Annotated in this window: 25 protein-coding genes; 1 reads left to right on the top strand and 24 read right to left on the bottom strand. The window is 45.0% G+C overall.

Features of this window, described 5'->3' with window-relative positions:
• Positions 1-37: 37 nt before the first annotated feature.
• From L6475_RS10005 to L6475_RS10090, 18 genes are all read right to left on the bottom strand, one after another.
• A complete protein-coding gene (locus L6475_RS10005; RefSeq protein WP_237819575.1) occupies positions 38-2353 on the bottom strand; it encodes a type IV secretory system conjugative DNA transfer family protein in 2316 nt (771 codons plus the stop codon).
• Between the two features lie 15 nt (positions 2354-2368).
• On the bottom strand, positions 2369-3193 hold the full coding sequence (gene traN, locus L6475_RS10010; protein WP_237819577.1) for a conjugative transposon protein TraN: 825 nt from the start codon (positions 3191-3193) through the stop codon (positions 2369-2371).
• Positions 3194-3239: 46 nt separating this feature from the next.
• Positions 3240-4445 carry a conjugative transposon protein TraM gene (locus L6475_RS10015; RefSeq protein ID WP_237819579.1) on the bottom strand — a complete coding sequence of 402 codons (1206 nt, stop codon included), beginning with the start codon at positions 4443-4445 and terminating at the stop codon, positions 3240-3242.
• A gap of 44 nt (positions 4446-4489) precedes the next feature.
• Complete coding sequence (locus L6475_RS10020; protein ID WP_237819581.1) at positions 4490-4969, bottom strand: hypothetical protein; 480 nt, start codon at positions 4967-4969, stop codon at positions 4490-4492.
• A gap of 39 nt (positions 4970-5008) precedes the next feature.
• Positions 5009-5608, bottom strand: coding sequence for a conjugative transposon protein TraK (traK, locus tag L6475_RS10025; protein WP_237819583.1), 600 nt, complete (start codon positions 5606-5608; stop codon positions 5009-5011).
• Between the two features lie 48 nt (positions 5609-5656).
• Positions 5657-6826, bottom strand: coding sequence for a hypothetical protein (locus L6475_RS10030; RefSeq protein WP_237819585.1), 1170 nt, complete (start codon positions 6824-6826; stop codon positions 5657-5659).
• A 37-nt stretch (positions 6827-6863) separates the two neighbouring features.
• Entirely contained in the window at positions 6864-7541 is a 678-nt protein-coding gene (locus L6475_RS10035; RefSeq protein WP_237819587.1) for a DUF5045 domain-containing protein, read from the bottom strand.
• Positions 7538-8218: a hypothetical protein gene (locus tag L6475_RS10040; RefSeq protein ID WP_237819588.1), complete on the bottom strand. Its 681-nt coding sequence runs from the start codon at positions 8216-8218 to the stop codon at positions 7538-7540. Before L6475_RS10040 ends, L6475_RS10035 begins: the two co-directional genes overlap by 4 nt.
• 21 nt (positions 8219-8239) lie before the next feature.
• Complete coding sequence (locus tag L6475_RS10045; protein WP_237819590.1) at positions 8240-9037, bottom strand: hypothetical protein; 798 nt, start codon at positions 9035-9037, stop codon at positions 8240-8242.
• The gene (locus tag L6475_RS10050) at positions 9019-11889 is read right to left on the bottom strand and encodes a TraG family conjugative transposon ATPase (protein WP_237819592.1); all 2871 of its coding nucleotides are present in this window, start codon (positions 11887-11889) and stop codon (positions 9019-9021) included. Before L6475_RS10050 ends, L6475_RS10045 begins: the two co-directional genes overlap by 19 nt.
• A complete protein-coding gene (locus L6475_RS10055; protein WP_237824123.1) occupies positions 11879-12166 on the bottom strand; it encodes a DUF4133 domain-containing protein in 288 nt (95 codons plus the stop codon). Before L6475_RS10055 ends, L6475_RS10050 begins: the two co-directional genes overlap by 11 nt.
• A 4-nt stretch (positions 12167-12170) precedes the next feature.
• A complete protein-coding gene (locus tag L6475_RS10060) occupies positions 12171-12533 on the bottom strand; it encodes a DUF4134 domain-containing protein (protein ID WP_237819594.1) in 363 nt (120 codons plus the stop codon).
• 91 nt (positions 12534-12624) lie between these two features.
• Positions 12625-12972, bottom strand: a complete 348-nt coding sequence (locus tag L6475_RS10065; protein WP_237819596.1) for a hypothetical protein — start codon at positions 12970-12972, stop codon at positions 12625-12627.
• Positions 12973-13169: 197 nt separating this feature from the next.
• The gene (locus L6475_RS10070) at positions 13170-13940 is read right to left on the bottom strand and encodes a hypothetical protein (protein ID WP_237819598.1); all 771 of its coding nucleotides are present in this window, start codon (positions 13938-13940) and stop codon (positions 13170-13172) included.
• An 86-nt stretch (positions 13941-14026) separates the two neighbouring features.
• Entirely contained in the window at positions 14027-14485 is a 459-nt protein-coding gene (locus L6475_RS10075; RefSeq protein WP_237819599.1) for a hypothetical protein, read from the bottom strand.
• A gap of 78 nt (positions 14486-14563) precedes the next feature.
• Positions 14564-15262, bottom strand: a complete 699-nt coding sequence (locus L6475_RS10080) for a hypothetical protein (protein WP_237819601.1) — start codon at positions 15260-15262, stop codon at positions 14564-14566.
• A complete protein-coding gene (locus L6475_RS10085; RefSeq protein ID WP_237819603.1) occupies positions 15183-16067 on the bottom strand; it encodes a hypothetical protein in 885 nt (294 codons plus the stop codon). The genes L6475_RS10080 and L6475_RS10085 overlap by 80 nt, the downstream gene beginning before the upstream one ends.
• Complete coding sequence (locus L6475_RS10090) at positions 16064-16330, bottom strand: hypothetical protein (RefSeq protein ID WP_237819605.1); 267 nt, start codon at positions 16328-16330, stop codon at positions 16064-16066. The genes L6475_RS10085 and L6475_RS10090 overlap by 4 nt, the downstream gene beginning before the upstream one ends.
• A gap of 235 nt (positions 16331-16565) precedes the next feature.
• Between L6475_RS10090 and L6475_RS10095 the strand changes: the two genes are divergently transcribed.
• Entirely contained in the window at positions 16566-17246 is a 681-nt protein-coding gene (locus tag L6475_RS10095) for a hypothetical protein (protein WP_237819607.1), read from the top strand.
• A gap of 395 nt (positions 17247-17641) precedes the next feature.
• Here L6475_RS10095 and L6475_RS10100 read toward each other — a convergent pair whose 3' ends face one another.
• The 6 genes from L6475_RS10100 to L6475_RS10125 form a co-directional block, all read right to left on the bottom strand.
• Complete coding sequence (locus tag L6475_RS10100; protein ID WP_237819609.1) at positions 17642-17872, bottom strand: helicase associated domain-containing protein; 231 nt, start codon at positions 17870-17872, stop codon at positions 17642-17644.
• A gap of 12 nt (positions 17873-17884) precedes the next feature.
• On the bottom strand, positions 17885-18631 hold the full coding sequence (locus tag L6475_RS10105) for a hypothetical protein (protein ID WP_237819611.1): 747 nt from the start codon (positions 18629-18631) through the stop codon (positions 17885-17887).
• Between the two features lie 87 nt (positions 18632-18718).
• Positions 18719-19696, bottom strand: a complete 978-nt coding sequence (locus L6475_RS10110) for a hypothetical protein (RefSeq protein WP_237819613.1) — start codon at positions 19694-19696, stop codon at positions 18719-18721.
• Positions 19693-21894 (bottom strand): hypothetical protein, encoded by a 2202-nt coding sequence (locus L6475_RS10115; protein WP_237819614.1) that lies wholly within the window; start codon positions 21892-21894, stop codon positions 19693-19695. The genes L6475_RS10110 and L6475_RS10115 overlap by 4 nt, the downstream gene beginning before the upstream one ends.
• A 5-nt stretch (positions 21895-21899) precedes the next feature.
• Positions 21900-22544: a hypothetical protein gene (locus L6475_RS10120; RefSeq protein ID WP_237819616.1), complete on the bottom strand. Its 645-nt coding sequence runs from the start codon at positions 22542-22544 to the stop codon at positions 21900-21902.
• 6 nt (positions 22545-22550) lie between these two features.
• Complete coding sequence (locus L6475_RS10125) at positions 22551-23408, bottom strand: hypothetical protein (RefSeq protein ID WP_237819618.1); 858 nt, start codon at positions 23406-23408, stop codon at positions 22551-22553.

Genomic DNA, 23408 nt, shown 5'->3' on the forward strand with positions numbered 1-23408 from the left:
AAAGCCTGTCACTCATCGTTGGTGGCAGGCTTCTTTCTTATTCTTTCCCAAGCAGACTGGCAGTGAGCTGCGTCACTTCCTCATTGATGCGTCGGAAGTTTCGTGATAGCATCACTTCCTTTTCATGCTCATTCTCGAAGCAGTACTTCTTTGGCAAGGGCGTATAGTGCTTCTTTTCCTCCTCTATATGCCGCATATCGAAGTTGGTTTTACAGAAGAACTTGGTGGTCTTGAACTCGTCGGTCTCTTCGAGGTTCACACGCTGCATAGCGGCAGCTTCCGTTGGTGTGAAGTCTCTGGCTGTCTGACCGCAGATCCAACCAGTAGCCATGTCGGCAATCTTAGCGGCTGGCACCAGACAATCCATCTTTTCGTTATACGAAGTCGAGACTCGCTCATCATTGATGCTGATGCTCTGCGTGGTCTGTTTCACCTTTCCGAAAATGTCGTTCTGCAACCATTCCAGCGTTTCCTTGTTTCTTGCCGAGCCAGCAAAGACATTACCACAAGTAGTAATCACCTTCTGCATACCATTCTTTCCATAGTCGGCTTCCAACTGGGGTAGTTCCTGAAAGGCCATCGTCACACTGACTTTGTTACTACGTGCTGTTCCAATCAGACGGTCAATCTTATGGAAATACAAGGTAGGCAACTCATCGATGATGATGCTCACTGGCACGTTCTTACCCTGGCCGCTGTTGACACGGGTAGTCAGACGGTTAAGAATCAAGGCATTCAGTGAACCAATCACCTGTTCCTTTTCTGGGTCATTGGCGATAATCAAATAACTTGGATTCTTCGGATCTGAGACTTTCAAATCAAAGTCATCACCAGAAAACACCCAATAGGCTTCCTGAGATACGAGTCTGGCAGCGTTTACACGTAGTGTTCCAACCATACCTTCCAACTGATCCATAGCCTTGTTATCATACGCTGACTTAAACGGGGCCATCAATGACATGATAGTTTCGTCCTGCATCAGGATATTAAAGACATCCTCGTAAGACAACTGCAAAAAGCTGAGCACATGGGGCATATCGCTGTACTCGCCTGTAAAGGTATCGGGCTGGGTGATTCGTCCCTCGTCATCCTCATAAAACTCATCCTCGATGAAGACCACTCTTCCCTCCCTATCCACATACGAGAAGCCCTTCAAGGTCACTGGCATACCGTCGGCATCGGTACTGACATTATTGCCGTCATTATCGGTGAAGTCCAATATTACTGTGCCATCTTGATCCACGGCCACATAGTCACTCCACATGCGTATCTTGATTTCGAGCTTCTGACCGTTAGAGATAATCATGTGATGTAACTTTCTGCCATTCTTCCATGCAACGGGCCGAAAAGTAACAAAGAAATAGATGATAGCTGCCAGGAAGTTCTCGGCAGAATTGGTAAAGAACTTGTCGCTTCCACCGCCTCCTGCCTGTCCCGCGCCCTTATTCAAGGCTGCAAGCAAGGTAGCAGCAGTCTCAGAGGCAGCACTCAAATCTGGAATATACTTCCTTTGGATGGGGTTCACGCGGTTCGAGTACTCTACATCGGTAAAGTTGATGATGTTAAACTGCATCTTTTGAGGAATGTTCCCCTGCATCTTATTTTTGTTGAAGTGGTAAAATGTCATCTCTGCTAAGGCAGGAAACTTGTAGTCATAGACAACGAGCGAAAAGCCTTTGGCTGAATGCTGTCTGATAAAAGGCTCTACGACGGAAAAGGACTTACCACTGCCTGGTGTGCCTACGACCCAAGTGCCTCGGAAGGGGTTCACCACATTGCACCAGCCTTTTCTCATTCTGCCCTTATAATAGAAGATCATCGGGATATTGACGCTGTACCTATTCTCAACAAGTTCCTCACACTGCTGGAAGCTCTCGTTCTCGAAGTTGAATCTGTCTTCACCCAGCTTACAGTTAAAGTACTGCGCAATGGCATCAAGGCTTCTGTGAATACACATCACACCCGTTATCGAACAGACGAGATATAGCAGTCTGTTTACGGAATAGCCTGCAATGACCGTTCCCCAATGCCCTTGCTGCAGGAAGATGCAAAGCACGGTCAAAGTGATACCTGCCACACACGGATAGACAACCATCGTCCTGACATCAAACTTCAAGCTCCGTCGGGCCGTGGTTCCTGCACAGGTTATCAGAATCGTGACCAGCTCAATGACCTTACACGAGATAACGGAGTTAAAGAAGCCCAGACGGGCTATCATCTGCAAAAAGGAGTTGGCGATGCTACTCCCTGTATGGACGGGCATGTGCATCACCAGCTCTACAATCAAGAAGATATAGATGAACGAACGAAACAGATTATACATCTGCTGCTGTTCCTTGGATTCCTGAATCATTCTTTCTCCTTATGTTTAATCATCAAAGCAATCGGCATTCAGCACATCATCGTACTTGATGTTCAGCTCAATGGTTCTGCCTGATATCTGGTTCTCACTGACCTCAATCTTCAACACCTTTGCCTCGGGGAAGGTAAGTTTCTTGATGACTATCACATTACGATAATGTTTCTTGAAATGGTTCACGCGGTACAGCATGTACTCTGGTGTCATCTCTATACTCTGGTAGTTGGTGGCCTTCTTCTGCTTCTTATCCTCCAGCTTGACTCGGATATCCGAAATGTCATACGGAATCTTAGTCTTGTTCTCCATCGAGAAGTCAATGAAGAAGTAGTCACCAGCCGAACAGATATGGTTCACCCAGGCCTTCATCTTATCCTTCTTGCTATGGATGTTCGTGACTGTCCGTTTGGCATTGAACATACGGAAGGCATATCTGCTCATCTCTCCCATTGACATCTGCACGTCAGGATTGGTATATTCCTGCAGGCCCCAACCCGGAATGGTATAGCGGGTGTCTGCCAGCAGCATACAGTCTCTATAGACCAAGCGGTACTGGGCAATATGGCGCTCACCGATGACAGTCACGACACCAGCCTGCTCATGGTCATTCATCGCTCCCGTAGGTTTCAGGCGCACGATATTGTCATTAACCTGATTACCGGCAATGGTATCGGTAGAGATATCCACAAGTCTGATGGTCTCAGGCATAATCAGATGGGTGGTGACATGCTCATTGACAAAAATGGTGCCCATGGGCGATTCCTTGGTCTGTGCATCAGCACTACCTGCATGCATTGTTAATACAGCCGTCATAGCGGCAAACAAAAGCTTTTTCATATTCTTCATGGTGTTTTCTTATTTGTTAATCTTTTATTATGTCTTTTTACTGTTCGTTTATCAGATAGACGATGGTGTTATACTTGATCTTCGCCCGATTCTTCTTGATGGCCTGTGAGATGGCACTCGACGTACTCTGATAGGCATTCTGTATGGCCTGTAGTGCCAGTGCCTGTGTTGAGATACCACTACCACCGCCTGAGTCAAAGCTGATGTTACTCTGCATGGCGGCACTACCGGCATCCTTCATCATATCCCTAAAGGCTGACTCTGGCACATAGAATCCCTGCATACCGTCAAGGTCATAGACCGACAGGTGGATCTTCAGGAACTTATCCTTCACCAGAATACTCGTAATGTCGGCCATCACGCGCTGCTGACCAAAGCCGACAACTGTACCATAGAAGTAGGTGCCTTTCTTCAGCTTCACACCCTTGACAATGACATCATCCAACAGCTTAAAGCGGAGTCGTGTTCCCTCATGGGCTTTGGTGGTCTTGTCAATCATGGCCTTGATAAGCGGGTCATCCAGCTTCTCTTCGTCAGCGACGGTATTGAAGTTATCGGCATTCTGGGTGTCTGCCTTGGTGACGACTTCCACAGTGTCTTTCTTCGTCTGCTGGGCAAAAATAGGATTACCGTAGATGTCATAGCCGGTAATCTGGCCTTGTGGATATACCGGTTGCTGTGGCTGGGATGTGCTTCCGTAATCCTCTCCAGTAATATCCTTGGCCATCTTTCTGCTTCGCTCCTGGATCTGGCGCATCTCCTGCTCAAACTGCTCCATCTCTCGCTGCTGACTGCTATTGCCACTACTATGGCCGGTGAAGCGGTCATCATACTGGTTGATGTGCATTCGTGACTCACGAAGCTGCTGCTGGAGGGCGTTCATCTCCTCTTCCTCGCGTTTCTTCTGGGCTTTCTCCTTGTCTATCCTGTCCATCTCACTCTCGGAATAGACGTTTTCATCATCTGCCTCTCCCGTTTCTTCCTCGCCAAGGGCATTGATGGCGGTATAGCCGTCACCTCTCAGGAGGTTATCCTCCATCTCCGCGAACTTACCATGCAGTCCGTCACCAGCAGGCTCTGGCATCATGGTATTAATACTGTCAGTGACCATTCCCTCCTGAACTGTTGGTCCCTTGAACATCTCACAGGAGAAATAGGCGATGGCCACCAAGGGGACAAAAAGTACCAGCGGGAACCAGTACTTTCCCTGGCGCAAATCGATTTTCTTGAAATCTATCTTCATAGCTCTTATTACTATTTGTTATTATGTTATTTTGTCTTTCTCAATTACTCAGTCTTACCCATAATGGTTTGCAGCTCTTCATACTTTGCCAATGCCAGCACGGAATCCGCATGAGTTTTATCGGGCTTGTTCATCAGTGAGTCCACCTCATGTTTCAGGCTTACGACCCTATTGCCGAGCTGGGCAAAGGTATTCTTCTGTACGGTCTTCATGTCCTCAATGCGGTGCAACTGTGTAAACATGGGCTGTATCTGTGCAAAGTCCTGCATCGGGTCGTTGATGCTGTTATTGTCGTTACCTGACATGCACAGCAGGAAACCGATGACATAGATAGTGGCATTCACGCTAAAGAGGATGCCTGCGGTCTTGCGTCTATGAACGTCTGCCCAGGCATTGGCCTTGGCAATTTTTTCGCTTATGCCGTATTTCTTACCCAGCTTATAGCCCCAGATTCGGGCTCTTCTCAGTCGGTAGCGTTCTTTTTCCTTGTATTCGGGTGTCTGTTTATTCTTGAATATCTTCATGGTATTTCATTATTCACTTTTCACTATTCACTCTTCACTTTAGTATGATTTAAGGTCTTTATTCTCCAATGTTCTCCAATTGGTGATTAGCAGTCCGTGTGGATTATTCTGTGTACGTGGTACATTCTGCAGCCTGCCTACGGTGATGATACTACGCTTCACGCTATTGGTACGTCGCTTAATCATCTGCGTGCCATAATACCTGAAGCTTCTCTGTTCCTTGTCCACCTCGATACTGTCACAGACAATGGTCTCTACGGCTGAGCTTGACAACAACTGCGAGTAAAATCCCGTTTCCTCAATGGCCTGTTTCTGTCTCAAAGCACTCTCATCAGCCAGATACATAGCTTTCTCAAACGTCCATTTCAGATACTCGTCATCGGGCGAGAGATTGAAAAAGTACTGATGGAAGAGCTGGATATGGGCCTTGGCCTCTATATCGAAGGTCACCTCGTTCTTACTGCGTTCTGCCATAAACGGGATGCTCCCGTCCAGCACATACACCTGCTGCTGTTGGTCTCTGACCAGCTGCATCGTAAAATAGAAGCATAAGCCGCAGGTCACGGCGCTGGCACTGACTGCCAGCAAGACCGTGAACATAGCCAACTTCGTTTTCTTCTCTAAACTTTCTATCAACATTCTTTTTGCTTTTTATTATTATCAAACTTCTGAATATCACATCAGCTTCTATTTACTTCCTGACATATTGTAGTGCGCAATGCTTCCCATAGCTTCTCTGGTCACGGCGATACTGCTACCGGCAGCACCTCCGACTGCTCCTCCGACAGCAGCGGCAGCTGTGGTGGTCATTCCTGTAACGGCATTGCCGATACTGCTGCTGGCTCCTCCAGGTACGATCCAAGATGCCAATTCTGGCACGAACTTAATGAGCATGGCTCCTACAAGGAGTCCTACGACATACATACAGGTACTTCCGATGCCCTGCATACCCAGACCGCCAATCTCTCCCCACGAGTAGCTGGCACTACCCAACAGTGTGGTATAGGCGGTAGTGTCCTGTAGAATGGTATATTTCAATATCATGTCGGCATAGATACTACACATATAGATCAAAGGTGCCCACAGCGACAGGCTCACATACTTCGATATCCACTGGCTCCACGCACTGGCCCAGGGCGGTACGATACTGAGGGCAAAGGCTACAGGACAGAAGATTTTCAGCACGTTCATCATAAAGGCCTGACCAAGCAACATACCGAAATAGATGACCTGATAGATAATCTCGCCGATATATCTGATAAGCATGTTAAGCATTTCTGCGGTCTTAGTCTCTGTGATGACGGCGGCTTCCTTGGCCCATTCCGACACGGCATTATCCATGTTCTTCACAGCGTAGGCCACCTCCTCCCACCAATGGGAATCTTCTGAGAGTTTGGCTTCTGCCCTACGTTTCCTATCCAGCGAGTCGTTATGCGCCCTGAGTTTATCAAGGTACTGGCTTTGCAACTTCGCCTCGTGTTTCTCCAAGGCATCGATACGCTGATGACTGATCTTAGCCTGGGCTTTCATCACACGTCCCATGCTCTCACCTGGTGCTGCCACGGCATCGGCAATGGCATTGGCAGAGACGATACACAATGAGATACCCACGATACGCAGCAGTTTCATCACGTCAATGCCGCGTCTACCGAGCATCATCATCCAGCACTCATAGCTGGTCACACACATGGCCAACATCAGTCCCAACGACTTGGCAAAGCCTCCCCATGACCCCAAAAACAATGCATGCTGATGGATATAGTCCAGCACACTGGTCATCACAGGATCCAGCGTCGGCAGTCCCATCGTCAGGAACAGTCCACCAATATTACAGTTCAATAACAATTCGTTCATCATCTTATATCTTCTTTTATCTCCTTCTATCTTCCTTTAACTACTTCGAAACCTCGACGTATCTCATTAAGTCGATAGTCGATTGTGTTACCTTCTCCATATCGGCCTTCAGCTTGATATAGCACTCTTCTCGCTTGGCATTCTCCAGTTCATAGCCGTTTCCGCTCCTATGCACATAGCTGACCTGCTCCGTAATAAAGCGGTTCTGGTTCGAGAGACTGTTTACCAACGCTATCACATTGGCATCGCCCTTGCTGTTAGCAAGGCAATAGGTCAGCCCAGAAGAAATCTTGTTCTGCATATGATTAAAGTCATCCTTAAAGAGCAGATAGGCAGCATCCACTCTACGGTCTGCCGCAGCCAGTGTTTCTTGTTCCAGCTGATGTTTAAAACTCTCTTCCTGTGCATCGGTTGATTCCTTCGTCCATACATCAGTAGCTGCTCCAACGGTTCGCTTCGGAACAACAGGCTTCGCATCAGAATCGTTAGGCTTAAAGTTCAGATAGAATCCACTATGAAACAATCCATGCCACTCCCATTCCCACTTATGATGGGCATAGCTGTTATGAAATAGCCAGTAGTATTCCTTCGGTGCGAATCCCAATGGTCCGGTCTCCATCGACCGCCATTGCAGGTACTTCTCATCATCAAACACCTGCGCTGTCATTGTTTGTGTCAGCATCAGGCCCATTGTTATTACAATCAGTGTCTTTCTCATATCGGCCATTCTTTTTTGACTTTTTCACCTATTTCCTGTAGTGTCTCCGATTTCAGTATATCCCAGATATGCTCTTCTTGAACGTAACCGCCTACCATCAGGTCGCACCACATATAGGCTTGTTGGATGACATCACGCATATTACTGATACTCTGGTTCAGCGTCCAGATGATATTCATGCGTTCCTTGTTGGTAGCTCGAAAGAAGCCTGTCTCTGTGGCAGCTACAGCCAGGTACAGCTTATTGATGTTCTTCAACTCCTTATACACCTTGTAATTAGCTTCAAAGGTGTACCAGGCTATCATGGGCTTTCCCTTGGTATGCTTAGCCGCAAAGTTACTGAACTCCCGATATTCTCTGGTCAGCCTGACAGTATTTGTCACGCACTGGCTCATCTCACCAGCCAAGGCAATATACGACAAGGCATCATTGCTTTTCTTGTCAAGGATGGTCTTCACCTCATCATATTTCTTGGCGACCTCCTTCACCATCGCCTTGATACTGGCATTGGCAGCCAACTGCTGATTGCTAGCATCCTCGGCACTCATATTCTTCTTATGCTGGGAGATAAGCGCCTCAATGGTAGGCAAGTCATGTGGTATGATTCCAGCCCGTCCTGTTTGTGGGCATGTCATACCCACCCCTACCACCACTATTATCATTAATACCTTCTTCATTCTTCACTATTCACTTTTCACTTAACTAAAGTCTTCCCATCCTCTGACAATATCATCCACCGACCATTTCATCTGCATGGCAGTACACCAAGCATCCGGGTCGAGTTCCATCAACAGGTCTTCCAGTCCGTTATTGGTCTGACAGAGGACAATGAGCGTGTCGAGGTTATTCCTCACTATCACCAAGTCCTCCAGGATGTCATTGGCCATACCCATTCTGTCTTCCCTGCTCATGAAGTTATAACCGTCACTCTGACCGATATTGGCTGTGCCACCGTTCTGTGGTATCAGACTGTTGGACTTCAACGGTGAACCGACATGGCCGTTATTCACGATATTCACAAAGCCTGCAATACACTGCTCAGTCTTCAACGTCAGGTTACTGATCTCGTTTAAGCACAGAGGTAGGTTAATATGCGGTTTCTTCGTGAGCCAGCTCACAGCAACAGGGATATTGGTCACAATATAGAGGGCATTCTCGCCGATAAGCTTGTAGTACATGCTCTCCTCACCAAAGCCTTTCGTGTTCTGCATCGACTGCTTATACAGCTGTTTGATGACGTTGATAGCGGTGGTATACTCAGCAATGCGCTCCTGCTTTTTCCTCTGTTTGTCAAGGGTGGCATTATGCGTTTCCTCTACTGCTGAAACGGCAGCGGTGTTTTGACCGACCTGTTGTGTCGTCCTCCAATCATAATTCAAGTGCCAGGCATAGGTAGGTGTTGTGACGAGCAACGCCACCAACAACAGAGCTACAACTCTTGTCCCTGTCTCAGCGCGTATCTGCGCACTTGTGTTTTTTACGTTTCCTTCTTCCATAGTTCCATTACGTTTTGTTGTTTGTTAACCTCATTGGCGAACTTCAGGTACTTACCCGTCAGTCCAGCCTTTTCCATATCCTTACAAAAGTGTCGGATGCCCTCAACAGTGTCATCGCCATAGTGCTTGATATATATCTTCAGAGCTTCCTTCTCTGCACGTTCAGTAGTATAGGCCATATAGCACTCCGGCGGTTCTTCCACACCATAGACATCTGAGCTTTGACCACGGCATATCCAGACTTCTTTAAAGTAGTTGCGTCCCTCATGGTTATCGAGCGAATTGATAGTAAAAATCTGCTGTCGCTGTACGTCGGTGATACCGAGGATGGCAGCAATCTCATCATACCTGTCTTTGAACTTACTCTGATCCAGGAGTATCTTGATGTCGGAGTTGTTGATGATGGCCTCTTTGACAATGGGTGAATCAATCACATCACCGAGTTCCTGCGTCACCACGCCTGCGATGCCGTGGAACTTTCGCACGGTCTTATACAGATACTTGATATACTCTGCCATCGTCGGTGAAGAGATGGCTTTCCAAGCTTCTTCGATAATCAGGGCCTTGCGTCCTTTCTTGATACGCATCTTCTGCAGGAACACATCCATGATAATCAGTACCACGATGGGAAAGAGTACTGGGTCATCCTTGATCTTATCTATCTCAAACACGATGAACTTCTCATCGAAGAGGTTCAAATCCATGTCATTATTGAGAATGGTGTCCATCTTACCACCCTTATGGAAGGGTTCCAAGATAGCGGCAAAATCATTGATGGGAAAAGCGATACTTTTTTCCTGCATCATCTGAGGGATGCGCTCACAGGCAAACTCATAGAAGGTATCAAAACTCAGATGAGTCACCTTCAAGTCTCGCTTCTGTCGCTCCATGCGGGCAATCCTCTGGTCTATCTTCATCAGATAGTGTCCCTCTATCAGCTCTGGCATCAGGCGCATCAGCTGGTTATTGGCATGTGCACGCTCGCCTGCGCTGGCTCCTTCGTCATTAGCCAAGTTATGCAGCTTCTCCACGATACGCTCCACCTTGGCATGGTGTGCCTTCTCGTCTTCGGTGTAGGTATCACTATTTCCCTTGCCCTGTGAGAGGTCGGGGGTGAGGTCTGAATCCGCGTCATTCTCGATGGCCTCAATATACTCTCCGTACTTACCGTTACGCTTGTCAGCCAACAGCAGTTGCTTCCTCAGTTCTTCCTTCTCTTCATTGCTATAACCACTAAAGGGATGGAAGTACGCATCATAATACTCGTTCAACACGGTATCAATGATGGTGTCCTCCAACTTCTCTGGTGCCTTGTTACCCTTAAAGATTTGGAAGATAAGTGACTTCAAAAAATTCTTCTTCTCTCCGAAGTTCTGCTGGTACTCCACATCACTGACCTTAAATGGATTCATGGAAATAGGATGCTCCTTGCTGTAGGAGATGTAAGTACCATGGAAATAGCCGCAGATTCCCTCATACGAGTCACCCGTATCAACCATCACGACATCGGTACACTGCTCGATCAACTGGCGCACCACGGTATTGGTCGAAAAGCTCTTACCGCTACCCGATGGCCCAAGACAGAAGAAGTTACTGTTGTTGGTGAGCTTTAGCTCTCCTTCCTTACCGGTAAAGTCAATGGCGATGGGTACGCCCTGCCTGTCGGTATAATAGACCTTCAGAGGTGTCACCTCGTCATGCTTCATCCTCTCCTTATAAAAGAGGCACAAGGCAGAATCCTGCAAAGTCAGAAAGAGATCGTAATCCTTATTGAAACTATAGGCATTACCAGGGAAGGAACAACAAAAGAGCTCCAATTGGTTATAGGCACTCTTCGATGGGGCAATGCCCACCTCAAAGAGCCGCGTTTCCAGATAGGAGGTCACTTTTGTTAAGTGTTCCGGCTTACAGGACACGAGGACGTTGAAGTTTGTCCAGACGAGTGTCTTCTGCTCCGTGGCAATCACCTCCAGTACTTCATCGATGTCTGCCTTGGCAAGTTTGTTGCTGGGGTCAGGCATCGAGGCATGGCGTTTGCTTTTACCAATGAGTCGCTGACGTTCCTTTCTCTGGGCTGGTATTTGGATGACCTGGTTATAGACCACACAGTCCGTCAGGGGTACTGTAGAGAGGAACGACAGCAAATCGGTGCTGACCGGGTAGCCATTGACAGGCTTGGTCTGCACAGGATGGATGACATTCGGCAGGTCTATCACGTCGATGTCAACGAGTGAGAAGTTCTTGACGACTTTATCGCCCATCTTCAGACAGTCATCGGTACACTTCAAATTTGTCATACCGAATGGTCCCTTTTTAAAGTCAAAGGCCATAAAGCGGTGCAGATACTCGTCTATCTCATGTCTGTCTAACAGATGATGTCTCAGTCCCTTCTCCTCAAAAATGTCCTTCACCTTCTGCACCTTGTTAGTAAACTCGGCCCATTTCTTTGGGTCGTAGGCAACAAAGGTGCTCTTTCTGGTCTCTTGGGTGATAATGATAAAGGTACGGATCTCTGTATAGGGTCTGCCCTCGTAATAGCGGAAGTAGCTCTCCGTCAAGAACTCCATACCAGGAGTAATGTCATGATGGAATGCCTGTCTGCAAAAAATGTCCTGCTTCTGCAGGGCATAGCCCTCACCGAGTGTCTGGAGCATATGATCCAGCACGTTCATAAAGGCGTAGTACTGGTCTGCATCGGTACAGTACTGCTGCACTGGGTTCTCTATCTCAAAGATAGATGAGTAGTTGCCTGCCTTGCTATACAGCACGGTATTCACAACTTTTCCCCGTGCATCGGTAATGTCCTCGATGCCCGAAAAGAGTCCGTCCAGTGTGTTTTTCCTAACGCTCATACAGATGGTGATAATGTTGTACGCCTTTGTCCCGTCTCTTGGAGTGCAGGCCCTTCTTCTGTTTCATGTAGATGGTCAGCAGACCGCCTCCGGCACTCACCCCCAGAATCAGCAGGGATATGCCCAGTCCGAAGAGGACATACCCTGCAATGAAACCGAGGAATGAGACGCCAAAGGTGGCTGCGGCAATGAGGATAAACCTTCCCCGAATGCCCATGAACTCCAATGGGAGCTGCAGCCCCTTGTAGACGGGATAGCCGGCATAGTTCGTTTCCATACGCTTAATAGCCGAAGAACTTAGGCAGTGCAACAGCCATAGCTACCAGAGCGGCACAACCACCAATGGTCATCATGATGGTCTTCTTCACATCCTGGTCGCCGTTGTTCATCTTGTAGAAGACGTTGAAGGCTCCGATGATGCTGACCACTGCGGCAATCACATAGAGGAGGTTACGCACAGGCTGGATGTAACCCTTGAAGGTGCCTACGGCTCCAGTGATGGCACTCGATCCGGCATCGGCCAGACAGTAACCGGTGCTCATCACAAACAGCACGGCTAATGCGGTCAGTCTCAGACCTTGGTTAGACATCTTTGGCTTACAACTCTTGACAATAGAACATAGCTTGTTCCAATTCTTTTGCATAATGTGTTTTTCATTTTTTCTTTTGTTTTTGAAATTCTTAAAGTGGGGATTGCGTGTTTTTCAAAGTGTGTTATCCCGTATGGTATAGGTATTATTCGTAAAGTTTCATCACATCTTTCAGTGCGGTACTACCTGAATTCTCCTGCTCCAGACAGAGTGCATCATGCAACTCATCAATGGTATAGCCTCCGCACATCTGGGTCAATCCGTCATCCTCTGCCGTATCTGGCTTGGTGTTAGTTCTGGTCAGAGGGATGTCCTCCCTGCTGACTTTCACAGGCTGGTACTTTTCCACTTCGCCTGTAATGTCCACCTCTTCCTCTATATGCAGCTCATCAGACAGCACACCCTTGGTAAAGAACAGGTCGTGAATGATCTGATAGGCATAGTAGATGACGTAGCCCACAATGATAATCGTTAACAGTGTTGTGAATTTCATAGTATTTTCTTTTTCGTGTTATCCTGTTTTTCGTTTTCGGCTGCGAAGGTACTGCGATTATTTCAATCACAATGCCTTTTTATCTGCTTTATATACTTTTCATTCCTTCCTTAGCATCTGGGCACAAAAAAACGCTGACCCTCACGAGCCAGCGTCCTTTCCTTTTTATTAATAAACAAATCGTATGATTATCACTTCTAATAGTTGCTTCTATCACAACGAGGTCTGACAGAGCAATTCTTGGTGAGCAACGTCCAGATATAGTATTGACCTTTATAAGTCCATTGCTTTTCTGGCATTCCGTCCGTTCCGCTCTTCTCTCTAATCAGCTCCGAATCTTTTAGCGCCTCTGCCAACTCCCAACCTACATCATCCTCGTTCTCTTTAATGATGCCGTTCTGGTTCAAGATACACAGTAGCCCTTCTTCCGGAATACCATAGGATGCGGCGACAGCTGATGTACTCTGCGTAAATCCCGACTCCTGCAGGAATTTGTCAAAGCAGGTCTTGGCGTACAAGTCACCACAGCAGGACATGAATCCATCGTTGCGGGCATCTGGACTCTTGGGTAGATGATCCTTGATGGGAATCTGCACAATTCCCATCTTACCATTTGCCATCTTTTCACATCTGGTTGTAAAGCGCACGGGAATGTCAAAGATAGCCATCTGCTGCCGATAGGTAGTGTCACAGAACAAGGCAAGCAGTTGCAGTGTCTTATCCTGCAACACAACATGCCGGGTGAATCCACACATGCTGAGAAGGTAGTCTTCGGCATCAGGGCTCACCATATAGGAATAACCCTCAACACCATACTCATTAATCTCATTCACTGCCTCGTCCCACGAATCAAACACAAGGTGGTATGTTTCGCGTAAGCTATAGGGAAACATCTCACCATGAAGCATGGTCTTAAAAGTACGAAGACAGTAGTCTTCAAAGCCCTCACCAGAGGACATTACATACATAGTCATAATATTATTGTTGAAATTAAATTGTTTTCGTTAGTACTGCGACCACAATGGTCTGCAGTAGCTTGGTTATTATCTCTCATTTATGCTGCTTCCGAATGAGATAGCGTCAGACCGTTGGCGGTCACATGGATACTCACCATTCTGGCAATCTCATCAAGATACTCTCTTTTTACATGGAAATCATTGGGTATGAAGCCGTCGATATAGCCTTTAGGCCAAGACTTCAGCGACAGTCGCTTACAAGCAAAAGCCTCGTTGAACGGTAACTTACAGCGCTTGCTCTGAATATATCCGATGAGTATGTTTATAAGCACGCCCTCGAAATCCTTGCTTTCTACTCTCACTGGTTTGCGTTCGTTCTCCACTTGGCGGACTATCATCGTCCGTCTGCTGTCGCTCAACTCACCTAACAGAAAGGCAGAATTAAGCATCGTTCCTTTCACCTTTCGTACTCTGTGGGTATTGCCCACTTCAACATCATAGGTTAATAGCTCCAGTTTTTCCAATCGGAGCTTCTTTTCTGGACTAAGTTCTTTCATAATATAGTTTTATTTGTTATTTTCTCTTAGTTGTACACCTTATTCATCATTCATTTTTCATTCGCCGCTTTTTCACACTTAGTTTTTCGCTTCTGGATGGTGACTGTACCACGCCATCTTACGGAAGTCCTCATTCTCGAAATGGATATAGAAAGCCATCTCGTTCATTCTGGACACGATTCTCAGTCCAAGATGCTCTCTCAGCTGGTCACTGTCGAGATTGGTACTCACCACCATGGGAAGGCGTAATTTATAACGCTCTGTGATAAGTTCCCGCACTGGATAGAGGGGATTGCCCCATCTGAGGATTTCTGCAGGCTCACATCCCAGGTCTTCAATACCAAGATATGACGGCCAGCTTAACAGTTCGTTCCAATCTCTGCTGGAGTCCATCAGGGTGCAGATTTTGGTAGCATCAAGAATCCTCAAACCAACATCATCTGATACCAGTCTATGGTCTGTCAGCCAATGCAAGGCTTGTCGCATAGCTGTCATCAGTGTGGTCTTACCTGTAGCAGTACTGCCATCCAGCACGATCATAAAGCGGTTATCACCACCATCTGTCAGGAAATGGGCTAGTTTTTTAATGGCTCCCGTGGTTAGGTTATTGGGAACATAAGCAACTCTGCGCATGGCAACCTGCTTTCGGTATGCCATCTCCAACAGAGCCGTTAGTCCCTGTTCATCTACACCTAACTTAGAGTGGTCTGTCATACCCGGAAGCATAAGAGCTCGTCCTTGACGCTTCAACACCTCTACGAGGGTCTTGATATCCATCGGTTGTCCCATACTGTACTTGTTGTGTTACTGGTTTATTGCGGTAGTTGTTCTCCAACACCTTTTGAAAGTTCTGCGGCATCATCATCCAGTCAAAGCTGGCGACCCATCCCTTTGGTCCTTTGCCATTCAAGAAGTCACTCTCAGCAGCATTCTTGATGGCTTGCTTCAGCGTGTCCTTGTTCACGCCCGTCTGCGACATCAGACGTTCAAAGGCTTGTCTGCGCTCTGACGTGATAATAGCTACTTGCTGAATGCCCTTACCTTTCATCTGCTGATTGAAAAAAGAGATAATCTCATCAAAATCATGATTAGCCACCTCCTCCTCGCGCGCACGCGCTCCTCCACTGGCTATAATATTTTTCTCTTTATTATTAATAATAGGTGGTAAAGGTTGGCGGTAAGTTTGGTGGTCAACATCTTGGTCAACTTTTACCGCTGGTGTTACCTCTGGTTTTACCTCTGAATCAGCCCATCCCAATGGGGTGATGGTGATGATTGTCTTACGGCTATCGGCCTGTCGCTCAATGAGTTTTTCGCTTTCCAATCGCTGCAGGAAGTGTATCACGGTTGGCTTGCTTACATGCCACTGCTTTACCAGCGAATTGACCGTTACGATGACCTGTCTTGCTTGGAGGTAAACCTGTTGGCGGTTATACCAGACGGTTTTGTCCGTCCAAGAGGCTTCACGCCTGAGCTGAGTCCACCATTTCAGGTACTGGGCATTCTGCCCAACCCAGCCATCCAGCACTGCTAATGGCAAAGTGATGTACCCAGCCGTTCGTTGTTCTGTTTCTTCGTTCATAGCAGGTCTTTGCATCTTACGGCAGCAAACGCCGCCTCTATCTGACACTTGGAATAATAAAAAGGTGAGTTTTGGCTGGTTCCTTTCTTGAAGCCCTTGATCATTCCTTTCCTAACCATGGCATCAAACTTCCGACTCATCTTACTGTCGTTTCCCAACCAAGTTCTCACCTCTGACGCTTTCAGCTCATCCTTGACCGGATCGAGCCGCTTCACCGCTGACATCGCACCAAGCGTAGCAGCATTCGTTAGCATCGCTTGCAATGTTGTTACCGGAATCTCCATCTTATTACACTTATTTATCTTTTATATTATGTTAAATTATAAATTCATTATAAAATATCTCTGCGTTTTCTTGCATATTTCGGAGATAATGCTTATCTTTGCACCCGAATAGCAGTTTAAACGGCTGCAAAATTACAGATATTTATAACATTAAGCAAGATATTTATAATTTTCATTCCTGATAAACGTCAGATTTTAGCAAAATTTAAACATTATGACTCAAATCAATGAACAAGAAGTCATGCAAGGTGTAGCAGAGAGATTTGCAAAGGCTGCTGAAGAACTACGCCTCTCAGGAGCACAACTCTACCGTGAAGGTATCGTCACAAACGACCAGGTACTGAGCAAAATCAAGAAAGGCTGGCAGAAGCCTACCCAAAAGGCCATTGATCTCTTTTGTCAGAAATATGACGTGAGTGCTGCATGGCTATATACTGGTGACGGAAATATGTTTCTTGGAAGAAACAAGCCTTTTGGACCTCGCGTAGAGTCAGCTGATGAAAAGCTACTGTACAACACGGATTTTGATTCGTGTCTGGACAGCAAAGGACAACCTATATCTACTGGCAAAGAAACACCTGTATCTTTTCCAATGGCAGGAGATTTCGATTTCATGTGCATCAATACCGACAAGTCCCTTGCACCATTCATCATGCCTGCTGACATCATAGCGCTGAAGCGTCTGAGTTCATGGAAGGAATATATTCCTGGTGATTTCATCTGCGTCGTCGTTACCAGCGAATATAAAGTACTCCGTAAGGTGTCTGTCACTCAGCCAGACGAGCAAAGCATCAACTTCACACAGATGGTCGATGGCACTCCTGTAGAGTCCAGCATCCCCAAGGACATCATCGTAGAGATATACAAAGTCGTCGGCAACTACCGCCGCCAGTGAATAGCCCCGACCAAACGCGACATCCCCCGACCCAGCTCACGAAAAGCCGAATCGGGGGATGCCCATATATATACCGCTAGTGCTCAACGGTTTACCCGTTGAGATATCCACTACTCCCTGCGTTTCTCCGCAGGGCCTATCGTCCTAATAATACCTCATGCTTATATTCAGCTCTTCCATCACCAATCCTACAGGCATACCTTTCCCGTACCCAATGAATCCTCCAAATCCGAAGTCCATCAGGTACCCAGCCATCCCGCTATGATATGTATTGAGCTGCCTCATTCCTTTTTTCACAGTGCTCGATGGTTCTTCCATCGATTTCTACTTGTCCTGTTTGCTGCCATACCATGGCAGCTTATTTAGTCCCGTATGTTGCGATATTATCGCGACCACTATTCATACTGGTTCTTCCTCCTATACTGTTCCGTCATTTCCAGAAGTTTTCTAAACTTCTCTACCCTCTCAGGTTTCATCTTCCCAGCATTCATCGCCTTACGATTCGCCTTCAGCCAATTTAGCATATCATGCTCCTCAATCCGGTACTTCGACGGATTCTGATGATTGGCTTCAATAAATTCAACCACCTCTTCATATCGTTTTAGCCAACGTTCTTCTTGTGTCATCGTCACACATTATCATTTACCATAAACTTCAACTCTGACTGTTGCTTTATAGTTTCTCTCTGATATATAGTTCGAAATATCGTCAGCGTCCTTCTGAGCCCCACCTTTAGTATCTAGCGAACAAACAACCGTAATACCTGTCAAATACTTTTTATCTAGATAATACTCAATATATGGTTTCTTATTACAATAGAGAATTTTAGCCTTATCATTAAGCGGCAAAACTCTTCTCCACTCTCTCTCTTCACTCCATTGCTGTTCTTTCAAACCAAACACCTTTGTCATGATGTCATTTTCCATCATAAAAAAGTCTCCCAAATGAGCAAAAACGAGTGGAGAGTACTTTCCATATTTTTCTTGCAAAGTTGGAATAGAGTTAAACTTGTGGCTAATCATCTCACAGTATTCATCTGCAAACTCCTCCAACTCGCTTTCAGGAACATATTCACAATCTATGAGCCCTCTTGCAAGCAAACCAACTCCAATACCCCTAAGATTGAACTCTAAACGACAGCTACCATATTCTTTAAGCATATGCTGATTAACCTCACCTTCCATAAACGATATGGATGCAGAATCCTCATAGCCACCAAATTGGTTTAGCAAAGAAGCACTCGTTGGCAGTACTTCTCTTACCCGTTTGAGCATATACTCACCCATTCTGATCTCTTGGTCATCATTCTTACACCTATTAGAAAAAGCCCTAAAGCAAATTCCCTTCCCCTCTTGATCAGAAAGAATGCTTTTTAAAGCTGCCAAATCCGTATAATGAGACAACCGCTTTGGTATCGGTCTTTGTATTCTTGATTGAAGCATTTTCTTGTCGTAAACTATCGGCCGTAATATTTATCCTAAAATATCCCTCGTCATCTTCTCGAAGCACCGTCCTTCTTCCTTCATATATTTCAAATGAAAGATGTCCTCTTTCACTATATCTGGCTTATAGTGTAACAACTTTGCAATACTCCTTATCTTCACATCCGGATACCTCTTCTGCAAGCGGTTCAGCCGAAGCGCCTCTACCTTGTGAAACTCGTACCTCTCTTCCAAGTGAAAGAAGTTCACATACTTCTCGTACGGCTTTACAGTCTTAAAATGTATATACCTCCCGTTTACCCCTCCATTGTCCGTCCCGAAGCGCAGTCTGACTGTAATATTCCTATCATAATCCGCTGCTTTCGAAGATGGTGAAAACAAAACATATTCAGAAGAGTCTTGCCCCGGAATTTCCTCTTGCTTAATTCTAGAATTACATACCTGACAAGACGGAACAAAGTTAAAAAGTGAAAGTCCTATACACGGACACTTCCCTTTAGGCAGGAAATGATCCAAATCAAATTGTCTACGTAGGGTTCTTTTTCCTTGATCCCAATATTCATAGTTATTAACGTATGCCATCTCACAATAATAACAGGTTCTAATCCCAAGTTTTTCAGCACGCTCAATAAAAAAATCTGCTATCATACTATCAAAACCATGCGAATATTTAAATATTTCATCAAGTTCACATAGTTCATCACTTCGAATCTGTTTTCCGTTTTGTCCTACCTTTGTTTTTGGAATAGGAAGATTTATAAACTCCTCGTAATATTTGACAAGTTTATTAAATGGTGCTACAATCAGAGTCTTTACATTTTTAGGTAGTATGCTCGCTGGGGCATAATTATTAAGCCACTCCTCCCATCTTGTCTGTAACCCTTTCTTTACTACACTGCCATTTTTATCAGTTTTATCTTCTATTACACCATTGAAGATAGCAAGATAATCCTTTATCAATTGTCCTCTGTCAGCAGGGGATAACTCCCAATATCTAATCTTCTTCATTCCATCAGCCCCTTCTCATAGTAAAATTTATACAACTCACCTATCATATCATTCAGTTCCCTCCGCAGATAATTATCTCCGATAATCTCTCCAAGATAACGATAGAAATATAAACTCTGCCCAAATTCCAGGCATGCCTCTTCATCTACCCTACGTTCAATCCCCAACATATCATCTTTTTTCCACTCCCTTAACTGCTTGTTATAGTTCATCACAAACTGTTCTATCCGCTTTTTGGCAAGTTCTCCGATACTCTCATCCATAAAGAATGTATTATCAAGCAGGTCGTATATGTTTGCACCAAATGTTCTCCTCCGTACATAATCTCTCCCCAAATACATAATATTGGTATCAGGAAGGTCACTGATTACAAATGGCGAATGGGTTACTAATGTAATGTTTAGCCCATATATTTCTGGTAACTCAACAGAACGGATAGCACTCAATACCATATCAATAAATCGTCGCTGTAGGTCTGGATGGAAATACAGCTCAACCTCGTCAAGCATCATGTTTACATAATGATATTTCACATCATGGCTACTTCCCCGATCGTTCCAGGCAGAATTAATATTCACCAAGTGATACATCATATTGCTGATAACGTATGTCGCCTGCCTCTCTCCTGTACTTAATCCCGTAAACGGTACAACCTGGCCTTTATCGTCTTCTATACCAAGATTGAAATCAAAAAATGGTGGTGGCAGTAAGTCATCGTATCTCAGCGTACAGTTTTCCTTTTCATCATCGTGATTATGAATCTTATCGTCCATCCACTCCTGAATATCAGTTACGGATAATCCTACGGCTTTAACATCCTGATATTGATAGTATTTATAACGCAACTGATAGCAGGCTCTGCGAAGTTTTGAGGTGATATGTGTTCGGTCTGCTCCTAATACTTTCAGCCGGTCTTTAATCGTATCACAACTAGCATCCGCTTTCATCATCTCATTTATGATGTCAGTATAGCTAATATAATGGCTGCAAATCTTCAATGTCTTATAGACTATATAGTTCTTGGCATCCTCTTCAATTGGCGAGTAACCTATCTCTCCAATGTAAAAAAACTCACGCCATGTATCAATTATCAACTGGTACAGCCACTCATCAATATTAATCCTAAGCTGGTCATACTTATCATCATCACCAAAAAGCTTATTCACGATAGAATTCTTACCAACAGGAATTTTGCTACGCCTTGGTAATTTTATATACTTGATAGTTAGCTTGTCTAGTATCTTCCTAAACGGATATTGCTGACTCACATAGTCGTCATAAAACAGTAGCGAAATAATTCGTTCCATGGCCAAGCCGTTCTCCTTGTCAACATCAAGATTGCCCTCTTTGCGCCAAGGATTCAACACAATAGGTGTCTGATAACCGTCGTTTTTATGGAACACTCCACTTACCCAATATTTTTCTTCCTCCTTCTCTACACCTACATTATTCGTTATTTTTTTGATGCGCTCATCATTCGTCTGCTCATACACATAGTCACGATAGTTGTATGCATAGAAAGAATAGTTACATACAACTGTATAAAAGAAGTGATTCTTCAGTATTTCCGCTGTTCCCGATGGTCCAAGTGGTTGTATTACGTCTCCCTCTCCTCCATTCAGGATAATAATCGGTCTCTCCTTCTTAAGAAAAATACAATAATCTCCTTCAGAGCTTGCTTCTGTATATCTATGCAATTGGATTTGTCTGTTTCGTATCTCCAAGCGATATACAGTTCCATCCATCAGATATATCAATTCTCCAAACACATAGTCTATAAAATGGAGGTGCTCTGCTGCTGCAAAATGGGGATATTCTCCAAATACCGATGCTGCCACATTATTCATCATTCTAATGGCTAAATCCACTAAAGTACTCTTGCCGGAACCGTTTTTCCCAACAATTGCACCAATATGTACATCCATTTTCTGACCTTTAAAAATCAGTTGATCATCCAAAGAATGATAGTGAATTCCCACTGTTCCCTGCTTTTCGTCAATGATGCAGCCATTACAAAAGTAATGCCAATCTTCCTTTCCCGACATCGATTTCTGCATGCTCTGCACTATCGTTGTCTTGATGGTTTGGTTACACTCCTGCGCAGTCGGTTCCAAAGGCCTGATGGCAATCATCTTAAAGCCCCTGCCTATTCTTTCTGAAAAATATTCTGGCATATTATTTAGTCGTTCTTTATTCATCCTCTTCATGATGCCAGATATTCCGCAATAAGCCGCCTTGCATATGTCTTATTATTCCTGCACCATTGAAAAAACAGGCAAAGCCATAGCACAACGCTAGCAAACCACAGCCATCCAAACTCTGAAAAAGCCAGACTCTTACGAAACACCATTATTACACCATATATCCAGCCGATACTGTATGCAGACAAGATATTTCGAGCCATCACCGACTGATAGTAAAACTCATCCACATCGTGACTTCTCTTTAGTATCTCCTTTACCTTCTTAAAAATGAGCCCAGCCTGTTTCCTACAGATATTATATTCATCCTTATGGTTTATCAGAGCGATCAACCTTTGACGTTGCTCTTTGGTATACATCGACTCTATCTTCAGCAACTTATGTGATGGTCGATCAATAATATTAAACTTATAAGAATACCTCTCACAAAAACTGGCTACCATATTAACCAGATAACCTATGATAAAAGCCACAAATGGCAATACTATAACCAATAAGGCATTGGAGATAGGTTTGACACGTTTTACCAATTTACCAACCTCACCATAAAACTCTACCTCGTAGGCACTGTTAAACACCACAATGATAATAATCAGGAGAAATCCTGGCACAACCATTTTCATTATTTCTTGAAATCTATAGTTCATATCTTCTCAATCGTCATAACCTGGCGGTGGGTTCTTAAATAGTTTCTTAGTATCATTTCCTTTTTGAGCTTCATCAAATGCTGCCACAGGCAGTTTAACCACCTGCGTAGTAAATAGTTCTTTGCCTTCATGCTTATACACATAACGGTCATAGTCGTGCCTATAGGGAGAAAAGCATACAGACCCACCATAATGTCCAGTATTGCATATCACCACATTGCAATATACCAGTCGCGAAATGGCTTCAGCCAAGAAGTAGAATGACTTCACATCTTGGTTATAAGCCAAAATAAACAGATGGTGTATCTTGTGCTTATAGACAGCAAAGCGCTCTATATCGTAAAAGTCGGCACAAATCGAAACTCCAATCTTGCCATAGTCACCTGCATTCAACAAATAAAACTTATCACACGACTGGTGTACCATTCCAGCATTTTTGATAGCTTCTAATTCTCTTCTCGCAAAAAAACGTTTTCCAAAATAGAAACACTTACGCGGCGATCTGCCCTTTCCTAAAGGCCAGTTCTTCGGAATATATACACCAGCATTGTTCTCAATCTTGTTATCGCTATTCATGTAGTAGTCCAAACCAGAAATGATAATCGCTCCAAGCCCGTCAGCTAATCCAGGCAACAGGCTTTGATGAATATCTGCGACACATAATTCCGGTAGCACTATGATATGAGGTTTGCGACTTTCTTCTAGATGGATAAGCTCGCTACATGCTGCGCATATTTCGTTCCACACGCGCTTAGCCTCGGCTTGGTCCATCTTGTAGGCTCCTTTTCGGCCTCCTGTCAGATTCCATGCCAATTCAGAATCAAGCGTAGTTTGTATCAATGCTACTTTAAGAAACTCTTCCAT

Source organism: Prevotella sp. E9-3 (genome assembly GCF_022024015.1).
GTDB lineage: Bacteria > Bacteroidota > Bacteroidia > Bacteroidales > Bacteroidaceae > Prevotella.